Here is a 13,562-nt window from a genome sequence, read left to right as displayed (position 1 = left end):
GATGGGATTTCAGGATCGGTCACAGGCCGCCGAAACGCCTGTGTCGTCGGCCGAACTCCGCCACCGCATCGGCCAGCGCCGCTTCGTCGAAATCGGGCCATAGCGTTTCGACGAACAGCAATTCGGCATAGGCCGCCTGCCACAACAGGAAGTTGGACAGACGCTGCTCTCCCGAGGTGCGGATGACCAGATCAAGCGGCGGCAGGCCGTTCGTCTGCAACTCACCCTCGATCGCCTGGGGCGTGATCGCGTCAGCGGTCATTTCGCCCGCTGCGACCTTGGCCGCCAGTCGCTTGGTCGCCTCGACCAGTTCGGCCTGCGCCCCGTAATTGAGCGCGATCGCCAGGATCGGGCCGGTATTGGCCGATGTCCGCTCGATCGCATCGTCGATCATCGCGACCAGATCGGGGGCGAAGCGGCGATAGTCACCGATCACCCGCAAACGGACATTGTCCGACACCAGCTCCGCCAGATCCTTGCGCAGAAAAATGCGCAGCAGCCCCATCAGGTCGCTGATCTCGGCCTCGGGTCGCCGCCAATTCTCGGAGGAGAAGGCATAGAGCGTCAGCGCCTCGATACCCAGCGAGCGGGCCGCGCGCGAGATGCGGCGCACCGCCTCGACCCCGGCCTTGTGGCCGGCGAATCGGGGCAGCAGACGACGTTTGGCCCAGCGACCATTGCCGTCCATGATGATCGCGACGTGACGCGGGACCGCACCCGTATCGGGCACGGCCACCAGCGACCCCAGAGCCGTCTGGGCCGAGGCGGCCGGAGGACTCACTTGCCCAGGATTTCCTTTTCCTTGGCCGCTGCCGCCGCGTCCAGATCGGCAATCGTCGCATCGGTCAGCTTCTGCACCCCGGTCTCGTGGCGCTTGCGCTCATCCTCGCCGAACAGTCCCTTCTTCTCGTCGGTCTTCAGGCTGTCCATGCCGTCGCGACGCACGTTACGTACCGCGATGCGCGCGCTCTCGGCATATTTGTTGGCCAGCTTGGCCAGTTCCTTGCGGCGTTCCTCGGTCAGGTCGGGGATCGGCAGGCGCAGCGTCTGGCCGTCGTTGATCGGGTTAAGGCCGAGGCCCGCCGAGCGGATCGCCTTTTCGACCGGCGAGACGTTGGACTTGTCCCACACCTGCACCGACAACATGCGTGGCTCGGGCGCGGAGACCGTCGCGACCTGGTTCAGCGGCATATGGCTGCCATAGACTTCGACGGTTACCGGATCGAGCAAGGCGGTCGAGGCACGGCCGGTGCGCAAGCCGTTCAGATCGTGCTTCAGCGATTCGACGGCGCCCTGCATACGGCGCTCGAGATCGGACTTGTCATACGCTGCCATGATTAAGCTCCTTGATTCTGAACGATCGTCGACACACCCTGCCCCGCCAGCACGGCACCGAAATTGCCATGTTCGCGGATGTTGAAGACGACGATCGGGATATTGTTGTCGCGGCACAGCGCGATGGCCGAGGCGTCCATGACCTTCAGGTCGTCGGACAGAACCTTGGAAAAGGTGACGGTTTCGTACCGGGTCGCGGTCGGCACCTTCTTCGGATCGGCGTCATAGACGCCGTCGACGCTGGTGCCCTTGAACAGCGCGTCGCACTTCATCTCCGCCGCGCGCAGGGCCGCGCCGCTATCGGTGGTGAAGAAGGGCGAGCCCACGCCCGCCGCGAAGATCACCACCCGCCCCTTTTCCAGATGCCGCTCAGCGCGACGACGGATAAAGGGCTCGCACACGCTGGACATCGGGATGGCCGACTGGACGCGGGTGTCGACGCCGATCTGCTCCAGCGCGTTCTGGACGGCCAGCGCATTCATCACCGTCGCCAGCATGCCCATATAATCGGCGGTCGCCCGCTCGATGCCCTTGGCCGCCGCCGACAGACCACGGAAGATGTTGCCGCCACCGACGACGACGCACAGCTCATAGCCCTTCGCCCGGACGTCCGCGATCTCCTGCGCGACGCGCGCGGTGATCTCCGGCGAAATGGCCAAGCCCCCCTCGCCCATCAGGACCTCGCCCGACAATTTGAGGAGGATACGTTTGAAGGGCGGGGTGGTCATCGTTTCTCGGATCTTGGTCATGAAAGTGGCGCGGACCTTAGGCGGCGTCCGGGCGGCGGGCAACCGTAGAGCGGCGGGTTGCGGGGAATTTCGTGGGGGCGCAGTGTCTCACAAAAGCGACTTGGCATTTCAAACTCCCCTGCCCCCCGTTCAGGCTGAGCGGAGTCGAAGCCCATGGGACTCCGCTCATCCCATGCCCTTCGACTTCGCTCAGGGCGAACGGAGGATGGGAGCGCGCGCTCCGCTCGAACCCAGCAGGGGAAGATCGCAGCCGACCCCACATGCAAAGAGAGCGGCCACCTCGCGGCAGCCGCTCCCCTAGCCTCATCGTCCCATCACGGGACGACGCAGGATTTACGCCTTCTGCGGAACGCCCGAAGCCGCAGCCACTTCGGCCGCAAAGTCCGACGCTTCCTTTTCGATGCCTTCGCCCAGCTGGAAGCGGACATAGTCCACCAGCTTGATCTCGGCACCGGCATCCTTGCCAGCCTTGGCGACGACGTCGCTGATCTTGGTCTTGCCGTCGATCACGAACAGCTGGCTGACCAGCGCGTGCTCCTTACGATACTTCGCGATCGAGCCTTCGACCATCTTGGCGATGATGTCGGCAGGCTTACCCGATTCGGCGGCCTTTTCGGTCGCAATCGCGCGCTCACGCTCGATCTCGCTCTCGTCCAGGTCTTCCTCGTTCAGCGCCTTGGGGAAGGCAGCGGCGATGTGCATCGCGAGCTGACGGCCGAGCGCCTGCAGCGTCTCGTCGGCGGCTTCCGACTCCAGCGCGACCAGCACGCCGATCTTGCCCATGCCGGGCGCCTGCTGGTTGTGGACGTAGGACACGACCGCGCCCTTCGACACTTCGAGGCGCTTGGCGCGACGCAGCGACTGGTTCTCACCAATGGTCGCGACGTTGTTGGTCAGCACTTCGGCGACGGTGCCGCCCTGCGGCATCGCTTCGGTCTTCAGCGCTTCGATGTCGTCGCCCGACTTCAGCGCGATCGCGGTCACGTCGCGGACAAAAGCCTGGAACTGGTCGTTCTTCGCGACGAAATCGGTTTCCGAGTTCACTTCGACGGCGGCGCCGACGGTGCCGTTGGTGGCGACGCCGACGAGGCCCTCGGCCGCAGTACGGCTCGACTTCTTCTGCGCGGCCGCTAGGCCCTTGGTGCGCAGCCAGTCCAGCGCGGCGTCCATATCGCCATTCGCCTCGGCCAGCGCCTTCTTACAGTCCATCATGCCCGCGCCGCTCTTTTCGCGCAGGTCCTTGACCATCGCTGCGGTGATATCGGCCATTGTCTCAATCCTCTGTCTGAAAAGGGGGATGCGGGTAGGGCCGCCCCATCGGAGGCGGCCCTTAGCACGGCTTGCGTGTCAAGCCGATGTCATCGACCGGAGAGTTCGCCCATCCGGTCGACGATCATCCCGCCCGCATGGCGGGACGGACGCGAATATTACGCGTCGATCTGGCGCTCGGCCTCGACAGCCTGCTCGGCCGTCTCGGTCGGGGCGACGGTCAGCGCTTCCTCGACGGGCGGCTCGGCCATCGCACCGAAGTCGGTGCCGCTGCGGCGCTGCTGCTCGTGACCGCCACGGGTGGCGGCGATGGCAACGGCTTCGCAATACAGACGGATCGCACGGCTGGCGTCGTCATTCGCCGGAACCGGGAACGCGATGCCGTCGGGCGAGACGTTCGAATCAAGGATCGCAACGACAGGGATACCCAGCGTGTTGGCTTCCTTGATCGCCAGCTCTTCCTTGTTGGCGTCGATCACGAACATCACGTCGGGAACGCCGCCCATGTCGCGGATGCCGCCCAGCGACAGCTCGAGCTTGTCGCGCTCGCGGGTCAGGTTCAGCACTTCCTTCTTGGTCAGGCCGTGCGTGTCGCCCGAAAGCTGCTCTTCGAGCGTCTTGAGGCGCTTGATCGAGTTCGAGATCGTCTTCCAGTTGGTGAGCATGCCGCCCAGCCAGCGATGGTTGACGAAGTGCTGGCCAGCGCGGCGAGCGGCCTCGGCGACCGGCTCCTGCGCCTGGCGCTTGGTGCCGACGAACAGAACCTTGCCACCACCAGCGACGGTCGAGCTGATGAACTCCAGAGCGCGCGCGAAAAGCGGCACGGTCTGCGACAAGTCGAGGATGTGGACGCCGTTGCGGTCGCCAAAGATGTAAGGCTTCATCTTCGGGTTCCAGCGATGGGTCTGGTGGCCGAAGTGCGCGCCGGTCTCGACCAGCTGCTGCATGGTGACGACAGGTGCCGCCATAAGATAATTCCTTCCGGTTAGTCCTCTGGGAAGCGGATGACGCGGCGGGCAAAGCCCATGCGCACCGAAATATGATGCTTCCCATGCGGTGTTGAGGCGCGCGCCCTTAGCCTATGCGAATCCCCGTGGCAAGCGGCACATGCCGTTCACATCTGTTCCAAAGCCGATTGACAACGGAACAACAGCGGAACATAAAGGGTTCGCAAGGCAGAACACGGCTTGATCGAGACGAATCACGTGCGAAACGTCCTGGATTTGGCACGGCTCAACCTGCTGTCACGAGGGCAGCGACGGAACTGATCAAATTTTTCAATGGTTACGGTTTGGTTAATTGGCCGAACCGCAGCGAACGGCAGGAGGCGGGCATCATGATGATCGTGGTGAGTGTTCTGGTTTTCATGGGCGCGCTGGTCGCCGCTGTCGCTACCATCGCCATGATGATCGCGCCGCAATGGCGGCGCATCCTTCATCTGGCGACCGGCCATGTCGAACCGGCCTTCACACCGCTGGCCACGCTAGTGGTGGCCGAGCGCCGGATCGCCGTCAGGCGCTGGGCGGCGAGTTCGCCGGTGCCTTCGCCGCTGGCGCGACGCCGCGTTGCCGCTTGAGGCGGGCATAAGCGAGCATCGTAAAGGGTATGCTGATCAAGTAAGCTAGGCATAGTGCCGTCAGAGCATGCCAAGGCGCCGAGATCAGCGCGACGCCGACCAGCACGATGATCGCCAACGCCTCGAACCGGACGTGACGGCGCAGGCGGAACGAAGTCCAAGATAGTGTGGCCAGGCTCGAGACCATGAGCAACGCCACGAAGGCGACCCACGGCGCGACCAAATAGGGTGAGGCGAAGACAGGCTCCCCCGTCCAGAACCAGAGATAAAGAGGCAGCATCGCCAACCCGGCCCCGGCGGGTGCAGGAACGCCGGTAAAGAAGCCCGCCGTCTTTCGCGGTTGATCGATGACGTCGAGTTGCGAATTGAACCGGGCCAGTCGCAGGGCGCAGAACACCGCCTGAAGCACCGCGCAGATCCAACCGATTCGCGGCAGATGCTCCAGCGACCAGAGGTACAGGATCAACGCGGGTGCGACTCCGAAAGAGATCGCGTCGGAGAGCGAATCGAGTTCGGCTCCGAACCGGCTTTCGCCCCGTAACAGGCGCGCGATCCGGCCATCCAGCCCATCGAGCAGCGCAGCGACCATGATCATTGTCACCGCCGCTTCCCATGATCCGGCAATGGCGAACTTCACGCCGGTCAACCCCGATACCAGCGCGAGCGCGGTCACCGCATTGGGGATGATGGCACGCAGCGGAAGGCCACGGGGCGGCAGGCCGCCGGCCGAAGCACGACGCGCAAAGCGGGGGGAAATGGCCATATCCTTGTCGACTTACTGCGCGATGCCGCTCATCGGCTTGCCGCCAACGCGGCCCAGTACGGTTTCCCCCGCGACCGAACGTTGGCCCAGGCACACTTGCGGGGTAACATCATCGGGCAGATAGACATCGACACGACTGCCGAAGCGGATCAGACCCACACGCTGTCCTGCGGCAACCATGTCCCCCGGTTTCACGAAACCGACGATACGACGCGCGACAAGACCTGCAATCTGGGTAAAACCGATCTTGCGGCCATCGCGCCCCTCGACCACGAAATGTTGGCGTTCATTCTCGTCCGACGCCTTGTCCAGATCGGCGTTCAGGAACTTGCCCGAGATATAGACGACCTGGCGGATGACCCCTGCGACCGGCGTACGATTGATGTGCACGTCGAACACCGACATGAAGATCGATACGCGGACCAGCGGCGCCTCGCCCAGTTCGCCGACCAGTTCGCGCGGGATCGGAACGCGCTGGATCATCGTCACCAGACCATCGGCGGGCGCGACGATCAGGTCGTCGCCCTGCGGCGTCGTCCGGATAGGGTCGCGGAAAAAGGCCGCGATCCAGATGCACAGGCCGACGAACGGCCAGAACAGCACCTTCGTGATCAGCGTGGCGATGATGGTCAGGCCCGCCCCGATCAGCACATATTTGCGCCCTTCGGGATGGACGGCGGGAAAGCGCCACTTGACGGTGGTGGTCGCGATGGGAGGCTTTTCAAGCGAAGGCATTAGGCCTGTCTACCTGTCCACCGGCCATCGCACAATCTTTTCGGTTCGCCTCGGCCCTTTCGTCTCTTGCCAGGGGTGGTTGATCCGCCGCGCCCCCTCCCCTAGACGCATCTCAAACCTGCCCAATCTGAAGGATGCGCATATGGCGAAGATCAAGGTGAACACGCCCATCGTGGAGATCGATGGCGACGAAATGACCCGGATCATCTGGGAATGGATTCGCGAACGCCTGATCAAGCCGTATCTCGACATCGATCTCGCTTATTTCGACCTGTCGGTTCAGAATCGCGACGCCACCAGCGACCAGGTGACGATCGACAGCGCCCATGCGACCCAGAAGTACGGCGTCGCCATCAAGTGCGCGACCATCACCCCCGACGAACAGCGCGTCGAGGAATTCGGCCTGAAGAAGATGTGGAAGTCGCCCAACGGCACGATCCGCAACATCCTGGGCGGCGTGGTGTTCCGCGAGCCGATCGTCATCAAGAACGTCCCGCGCCTGGTTCCCGGCTGGACCCACCCGATCGTCGTCGGCCGTCACGCATTCGGCGACCAGTATAAGGCCACCGACTTCAAGGTGCCCGGCAAGGGCAAGCTGACCATGAAGTGGGAAGGCGAGAATGGCGAGACGATCGAGGAGGAGGTGTTCAACTTCCCCAGCGCTGGCGTCGCCATGGGCATGTACAATCTCGACGATTCGATCCGCGATTTCGCCCGCGCCTCGATGAACTATGGCCTGGGTCGCGGCTGGCCGGTCTATCTGTCGACCAAGAACACGATCCTGAAGGCCTATGACGGCCGCTTCAAGGACATCTTCCAGGAGGTGTTCGACACCGAGTTCGCCGAGCAGTTCAAGGCGGCGGGGATCGAATATCAGCACCGCCTGATCGACGACATGGTCGCCTCGGCGCTGAAGTGGCATGGTGAGTTCGTCTGGGCCTGCAAGAACTATGACGGCGACGTGCAGTCGGACACCGTCGCACAGGGCTTCGGCTCGCTGGGCCTGATGACCTCCGTCCTGATGACCCCGGACGGCAAGACGATCGAAGCGGAAGCCGCGCACGGCACCGTGACCCGTCACTATCGCCAGCACCAGCAGGGCAAGGCGACCTCGACCAACCCGATCGCCTCTATTTTCGCCTGGACCGGCGGCCTGAAGTATCGCGGCAAGTTCGACAACACCCCCGATGTCGTGCGCTTCGCCGAGACGCTGGAAAAGGTCTGCGTCAAGACCGTCGAGAACGGTCAGATGACCAAGGATCTCGCCATCCTGATCGGTCCGGACCAGCCCTGGATGACCACCGAACAGTTCTTCGAGGCGATCCGCGTCAACCTCGAAACCGAAATGGGCAACTGGCAGTAAGGTCCGTTTCGGTCCGGTCACCGATAGGCGACCGACCGCAGCGCGCGCAATCTGGACCCGGGGGGCATGCCTCCCGGGTCTTTTTGCGTATCGCTCGATCGGGAGACATCGAATGGATCTGGGGAAATATGGCTGGCTGACAACCATCGGAACGCTGCCACGCATGGTGTCGGAGACGCTGAAAATCTATGGCACGAAGGAAGCACCGGGCGACGAAAACAATCCCGAAATTCTTAAATGGGCCCAGGAAGTCGGAGGCGATGTCGGCAAATTCTACAAGGCCGATTCCACCCATTGGTGCGGCCTTACCATGGCGCTCGTGGCACGCCGGGCAGGCAAGACGCCGCCCTCGAAACCGTTATGGGCACTGAATTGGCGCAACTTTGGCCAGCCCAGTGGCCAGCCTGATCTGGGGGATATCGTCGTCTTCGTTCGCAAGGGTGGCGGCCATGTCGGACTCTATGTCGGCGAAGACGAAGATTATTATCATGTGCTTGGAGGCAATCAGAGCGACGCGGTACGCATCAGCCGTTATCCCATCGAGCAATTCCGGGAAGCCCGCAAACCTCCCTATATGACCGCCCCTGCGGTGGCGATCCCGGTAAAATTGGACAAGTACGGAAATCTGATAGGCGGCGAGTTCCCCAAGGGCTGACCGTCACGCCTATCTGGAGCCGCCCTCGCGCTCCAGATAGGCGATCACGTCCGCCCGGGCGAGGGGATCGGGCAGGCCCGCGAAGGTCATCCTTGTTCCCGGTGCGAAACGTTGCGGCGAGGCGAGCCATCGGTCCATCGTCGCCCGGTCCCAATGGCCGCCGACCCGCATCAGCGCGGCGGTATAGCCGAAGCGTTCGCTGCCGCCCGCCACCGGCTTCCCCATGATGCCATGGAGATTGGGCCCGGCGCGATCGAGTTCGCCCTTGCCGATCGTATGACAGGCCAGGCACTGGCCAAAGGTCCGCGCCCCCGCGTCCGCATCCGCGACCCGCATCAGCGCGCTCAGAGACGGGTTTGGCCCGGCCTTCTTCAACCGCTCCGCCCGACCATCATCGCCGCACCCCGCCAGCGCCAATAAGGACAACAAGGGCCATGCAACGGAAAAACGACGATCCATCATCGCCGCCCCTTACCGACGCCGAGCCCACGCCGTCAGTGGACCGATCGTCCCATCGCCCCTTCGCCCGATTATCGACCTGACAAGCGCGTCAAAGCCGGGTTAGTCTGTCCTCATGGCATTACGGCTCGACAATCAGGGTTTCTCCGACGCGCTCGTCATCCTCGGTTCGGCGGGCATCGTCATCCCGGCCTTCGCCCGGTTTCGGGTCAGTCCGGTCATCGGGTTCATTCTGGTGGGGTTGCTTGTCGGCCCTGCGGGGCTCGGTTCGCTCGTGCCCCATGCGCCCTGGCTCTATTATCTGACCATCTCCAACCCGGAGTCGATCGAGCCCTTTGCCGAATTCGGCATCATATTATTGCTGTTTTCCATCGGCTTGGAGCTGTCTTTTCGACGACTATGGGCGATGCGGAGGCTGGTGTTCGGAACCGGCGCGGCGGAACTGCTGGGCTCGGCCGTGCTGATCGGCTCCGCGCTCCACCTGATGGGGCAAGGCTGGGCGGGTGCGATCGGGCTGGGGCTGGCGCTGACCCTGTCATCGACGGCGCTGGTGCTGCCGCTGGTCGGAACGACCAGTCCGGTGGGACGCGGCGCGTTCGCGATGCTGTTGTTCGAGGATCTTGCGCTCGTCCCGATCATCTTCGCGCTGGGCGCGATGGCTCCGACCGCGACCGACGAAGGCTGGGTCGGCATTGCCGGCGTCGCCCTGCGCGGCGGCTTGACCGTGGTGGCGATGTATCTGGGCGGCAAATTCGTCCTGCCCCGCCTGTTCGCCCAGGCGGCACGAACCAAGAGCCCGGAACTGTTCCTTGCGGCCTCGTTGCTGGTGGTGATCGTCGCCAGCGTCGCGACCACGGCGGCGGGCCTGTCGCCAATCGTCGGCGCGCTGCTCGCCGGGCTGTTGATCGCCGAAACCGAATATCATTCCGAGGTCGAAGTGATGACCGCCCCGTTCAAGGGGCTGGCCCTGGGCGTATTCCTGATCACCGTGGGCATGAGCCTGGACCTGCGGCTGATCGCGAAGAATTGGGACATGCTGCTGCTTGCTGTGGTCGGCGTGGTCGCGGTGAAGGCGATCGTCACCTATCTGCTGCTGCGTGTCGCCCATGCCCGGCGCGGGGTGGCAGCGGAGACGGGACTGCTGATGGGCAGCCCCTCGGAGACCACGCTGATCGTCCTGGGCACTGCCGCGCAGGCACAGTTGATCCTGCCCTCGACCGCGGCTTTCTGGCAGACCGTCACCGCAATCGGCCTGACCATCACGCCTTTGCTCGCCAAGGCGGGCCGCGTCATCTCCCGCCGGATCGAGGCGCGCAGCGCCGATGGGCCTGGCACGCCCGAGTTGGAGGATGATGCCGGGCGGACCGTCATCATCGGCTTTGGCCGCGTCGGCAAGATGATCGCCGACATGCTGACGGTCCATGGCCAATCCTATGTCGCGGTCGAGGCCGACATCGACTCGGTCGGCGATGCCCGGCGTGCAGGCTATCCGGTGCTGTTCGGCGACGTCGCGCGGGCCGAGTTGGTCGATCGGCTGAACCTGCCCGCCGCCCGCGCGCTGATCCTGACGATGGACGATCCGGTGCTGACCGTACGGCTGGCGCGTCGCATCCGCGAGGCGGCGCCCGACCTGCCGATCATCGCCCGTGCGCGCGACATGGCGCATGCCACCGAACTTTATCGCGCTGGGGTCAGCGAGGCCGTGCCCGAAACGCTGGAAAGCTCACTGCAATTGTCGGAGGCGGTGCTGGTCGATCTGGGCGTTGCAATGGGGCCGGTGATCGCGTCGATCCACGAAAAGCGTGACGAACTCCGCCAGGTCATCCGGCGCGAGGCGCAACTCCAGCGCGAGCCGCGTATCCGGCGGCTACGGCGCTTGGGGGAGCAGGCGTAAGGACGCTCCCCCCAGGCCACACCTGGGGAGAGAGATCACCATCCCCTCCCCGCGCTTCGCACAGGGAGGGTCAGAGGGTCAGCCCAACCGGCCCAGCGCGGCGTGCAGGCGCGCAGCCTCGGCCATCTTGTCGGCGTGATCCGCACGCGCCTTTTCCACCGCTTCGGGCTTGGCGCGCTCGACAAAGCTGGCATTGCTTAGCCGCCCGCCCAGCGCATCGCGTTCCTTCTCGACCGCCGCAATCGCCTTGCTCAGACGCTGGCGTTCCGCGTCGAGATCGATCACGCCTTCCAGCGGCAGGACGAAGGTCGCCTCGTCCACCACCACCTGCGCCGCGCCACCGGTCGCTTCGCCCTCGGCCGCCTCGACGCGGGCGAGACGCGCCAGCGCCCCCGCCTGTCGCACCAGTCGCTCCTTGGTATCGGCATGGGCGTCGCGGACATGCATCGGCAGACGCGCGCCCGGCGGTACGTTGAGTTCGGTGCGCGCCGCACGGATTTCGCTGACCAGACGGATCAGCCAGTCGATCTCGCGCTCCGCCTCTGGGTCGAGTGCGCGGGCGTCCGCCATCGGCCAATGCGCCACGATCAGGTCGTGATCGCGCGCACCCATGGCATGCCACAATTCCTCGGTGATGAAGGGCATGAACGGGTGGAGCATCACCAATATCTGGTCGAGCACCCAGCCCGCGACCGCACGCGTTTCCTCGCCACCTGCTTCACCGCCCTGAAGCACCGGCTTGATGAGTTCGAGATACCAGTCGCAGAAACGGCTCCAAACGAACTGATAGATCGCATTGGCCGCCCCGTCGAAACGGTAATCGGCCAGTGCGAGGTCGACGGCCTGCACGGTCTTCACCGTCTCAGCGATGATCCACTTGTTGACCGCCAGCGTGGCGTTCGGGGCCTCCAGCGTCGCCGACGCGCCGATGCCGTTGGCCTGGGCAAAACGCGCCGCATTCCACAGCTTGGTCGCGAAGTTGCGATAGCCCTCGACGCGGCGTTCATCCATCTTGATGTCGCGGCCCTGGCTCTCCATCGCCGCCATGAAGAAGCGCAGCGCGTCGGCACCGTACTGGTCGATCAGGCCCAGCGGATCGACCGTATTACCCTTCGACTTCGACATTTTCGAGCCGTCGGCGGCGCGAACAAGACCGTGCAGATACAGGGTCTTGAAGGGCACATCTTCCATGAAGTGCATGCCCTGCATCATCATCCGCGCGTCCCAGAAGAACAGGATGTCGAAGCCGGAGATCAGGACGTCGTTCGGGTAGCGCCCCGCCAGCGTCTTGTCGCCATTGTCCGGCCAGCCGAGCGTCGCGAAGGGCCAAAGCGCGGAGGAGAACCAGGTGTCGAGCACGTCCGGATCGCGGGTCAGGGTCACGCCCTCACCCGCTTCCGCCTGCGCCTCTTCCTCGCTCTCGGCGACGAATACGCGGCCGTCCTCGGCGAACCAGGCCGGGATCTGGTGGCCCCACCAGAGCTGGCGGCTGACGCACCAAGGCTGGATGTTTTCCATCCAGTTGAAGAAGGTCTTCTCCCATGCCTGCGGCACGATCTTGATATCGCCGCCGCGCACCGCCTGGATCGCGGGCTGGGCCAGCGTCTTGGCATCGACATACCATTGGTCGGTCAGCCACGGCTCGATCACCACGCCGGAGCGGTCGCCGAACGGGGTCTGGATCGTGCGCGGCTCGGCGTCATGCTCCTCGCCGTCCTTGTCGATATGCGGGATCAGGACGCCCTCGTCCTTCAGCTGCGCGACCACGGCCTTGCGCGCTTCGGCGGTCGACAGCCCGAGGAACGCGTCGGGGATCAGGCCGTCCGCCGTTTGGACAATGCACGCCTTGGCATCGAGCATGTTGAGCATGTCGCGCGCTTCGATACCGGCGCGGCGGCCGACCTCGAAATCGTTGAAGTCATGGCCGGGCGTGATCTTGACCGCGCCCGATCCCAGTTCGGGGTCGGCATGTTCGTCGGCGACGATCGGGATCAGGCGGCCGGTGATCGGCAGGCGGACCTGCTTGCCGATCAGCGCGGTGTAGCGCGCATCGTCCGGGTGCACCGCGACCGCCATGTCGGCGAGCATCGTCTCCGGCCGCGTCGTCGCGACCTCGATAAAGCCCGATCCATCGGCGAGCGGATAGCGCAGGCGCCAGAAGCTGCCCTTCACTTCGCGCGTCTCAACCTCCAGATCGCTGATCGCGGTGCCGAGACCGGCGTCCCAGTTGACCAGCCGCTTGTCGCGGTAGAGCAGACCTTGGGCGTACAGGTCGACGAAGACCTTTAGCACCGCCTTGCTGAAGCCCTCGTCCATGGTGAACCGCTCATTGGCCCAGTCCATCGAGCAGCCCAGGCGACGAAGCTGGCCGGTGATCTGGCCGCCGCTTTCCGCCTTCCACGTCCAGACCTTTTCGAGGAACTGTTCGCGGGTGAAGTCGGTGCGCTTCTGCCCCTTCGCGTTCATCTGGCGCTCGACCACCATCTGGGTCGCGATGCCCGCATGGTCGGTGCCGACCACCCACAGCGCATCCTTGCCCTTCAACCGGGCATGGCGGACGAGGATATCCTGCAGCGTGTTGTCGAGCGCATGGCCGATATGGAGGTTGCCGGTGACGTTAGGCGGCGGGTTGACGATCGTCCAGGGCTCGGCATTCGGGCGGTCGGGGCGGAACAGGCCCTTTTCCTCCCAATGGCCATACCAGCGGGCTTCGATTGCGGCGGGGTCGAACGTCTTGGGCAGCTCAGTCATGCCGCTGCCTTAA

Annotated in this window: 13 protein-coding genes; 4 read left to right on the top strand and 9 right to left on the bottom strand. The window is 64.4% G+C overall.

The features are described from left to right. Positions 1–19: 19 nt before the first annotated feature. The 5 genes from uppS to rpsB form a co-directional block, all read right to left on the bottom strand. Positions 20–688 (bottom strand): polyprenyl diphosphate synthase, encoded by a 669-nt coding sequence (uppS, locus tag ACWPWT_RS14510; protein ID WP_405051381.1) that lies wholly within the window; start codon positions 686–688, stop codon positions 20–22. Positions 689–777: 89 nt separating this feature from the next. Then, entirely contained in the window at positions 778–1,335 is a 558-nt protein-coding gene (gene frr / locus ACWPWT_RS14505) for a ribosome recycling factor (RefSeq protein ID WP_454280273.1), read from the bottom strand. Between the two features lie 2 nt (positions 1,336–1,337). Beyond that, positions 1,338–2,063, bottom strand: a complete 726-nt coding sequence (gene pyrH / locus ACWPWT_RS14500; RefSeq protein WP_454280272.1) for a UMP kinase — start codon at positions 2,061–2,063, stop codon at positions 1,338–1,340. Between the two features lie 354 nt (positions 2,064–2,417). Further along, positions 2,418–3,353: a translation elongation factor Ts gene (tsf, locus tag ACWPWT_RS14495; RefSeq protein ID WP_261270451.1), complete on the bottom strand. Its 936-nt coding sequence runs from the start codon at positions 3,351–3,353 to the stop codon at positions 2,418–2,420. A gap of 158 nt (positions 3,354–3,511) precedes the next feature. After that, positions 3,512–4,321 (bottom strand): 30S ribosomal protein S2, encoded by an 810-nt coding sequence (rpsB, locus tag ACWPWT_RS14490; RefSeq protein WP_261270452.1) that lies wholly within the window; start codon positions 4,319–4,321, stop codon positions 3,512–3,514. Positions 4,322–4,446: 125 nt separating this feature from the next. Here rpsB and ACWPWT_RS14485 point away from each other — a divergent pair, with 125 nt between their 5' ends. Beyond that, positions 4,447–4,929 (top strand): hypothetical protein, encoded by a 483-nt coding sequence (locus ACWPWT_RS14485; protein WP_454280271.1) that lies wholly within the window; start codon positions 4,447–4,449, stop codon positions 4,927–4,929. Here ACWPWT_RS14485 and pssA read toward each other — a convergent pair. Further along, positions 4,865–5,692 carry a CDP-diacylglycerol--serine O-phosphatidyltransferase gene (pssA, locus tag ACWPWT_RS14480; protein ID WP_454280270.1) on the bottom strand — a complete coding sequence of 276 codons (828 nt, stop codon included), beginning with the start codon at positions 5,690–5,692 and terminating at the stop codon, positions 4,865–4,867. The genes ACWPWT_RS14485 and pssA overlap by 65 nt on opposite strands. A gap of 12 nt (positions 5,693–5,704) precedes the next feature. Further along, the gene (locus tag ACWPWT_RS14475; RefSeq protein ID WP_261270455.1) at positions 5,705–6,427 is read right to left on the bottom strand and encodes a phosphatidylserine decarboxylase; all 723 of its coding nucleotides are present in this window, start codon (positions 6,425–6,427) and stop codon (positions 5,705–5,707) included. 142 nt (positions 6,428–6,569) lie between these two features. On the opposite strand from ACWPWT_RS14475, the gene ACWPWT_RS14470 reads away from it, so the two are divergent. Continuing rightward, on the top strand, positions 6,570–7,790 hold the full coding sequence (locus ACWPWT_RS14470; protein WP_261270456.1) for an NADP-dependent isocitrate dehydrogenase: 1,221 nt from the start codon (positions 6,570–6,572) through the stop codon (positions 7,788–7,790). A 112-nt stretch (positions 7,791–7,902) separates the two neighbouring features. Continuing rightward, entirely contained in the window at positions 7,903–8,445 is a 543-nt protein-coding gene (locus ACWPWT_RS14465; RefSeq protein WP_454280269.1) for a TIGR02594 family protein, read from the top strand. Between the two features lie 9 nt (positions 8,446–8,454). On the opposite strand, the gene ACWPWT_RS14460 is transcribed toward ACWPWT_RS14465, so the two are convergent. Continuing rightward, entirely contained in the window at positions 8,455–8,907 is a 453-nt protein-coding gene (locus tag ACWPWT_RS14460) for a c-type cytochrome (RefSeq protein WP_454280268.1), read from the bottom strand. 112 nt (positions 8,908–9,019) lie between these two features. On the opposite strand from ACWPWT_RS14460, the gene ACWPWT_RS14455 reads away from it, so the two are divergent. Further along, a complete protein-coding gene (locus ACWPWT_RS14455; protein ID WP_454280267.1) occupies positions 9,020–10,798 on the top strand; it encodes a cation:proton antiporter domain-containing protein in 1,779 nt (592 codons plus the stop codon). 78 nt (positions 10,799–10,876) lie between these two features. Here the strand turns inward: ACWPWT_RS14455 and ACWPWT_RS14450 are convergent, their stop codons facing one another. After that, positions 10,877–13,549, bottom strand: a complete 2,673-nt coding sequence (locus ACWPWT_RS14450; protein WP_454280266.1) for a valine--tRNA ligase — start codon at positions 13,547–13,549, stop codon at positions 10,877–10,879. Between the last annotated feature and the right edge of the window lie 13 nt (positions 13,550–13,562).

It is taken from the genome of Sphingomonas sp. Marseille-Q8236, assembly GCF_965112005.1.
The sequence above is the reverse complement of the archived record's forward strand: the minus strand, read 5'-3'. Positions and strand labels throughout refer to the sequence as shown.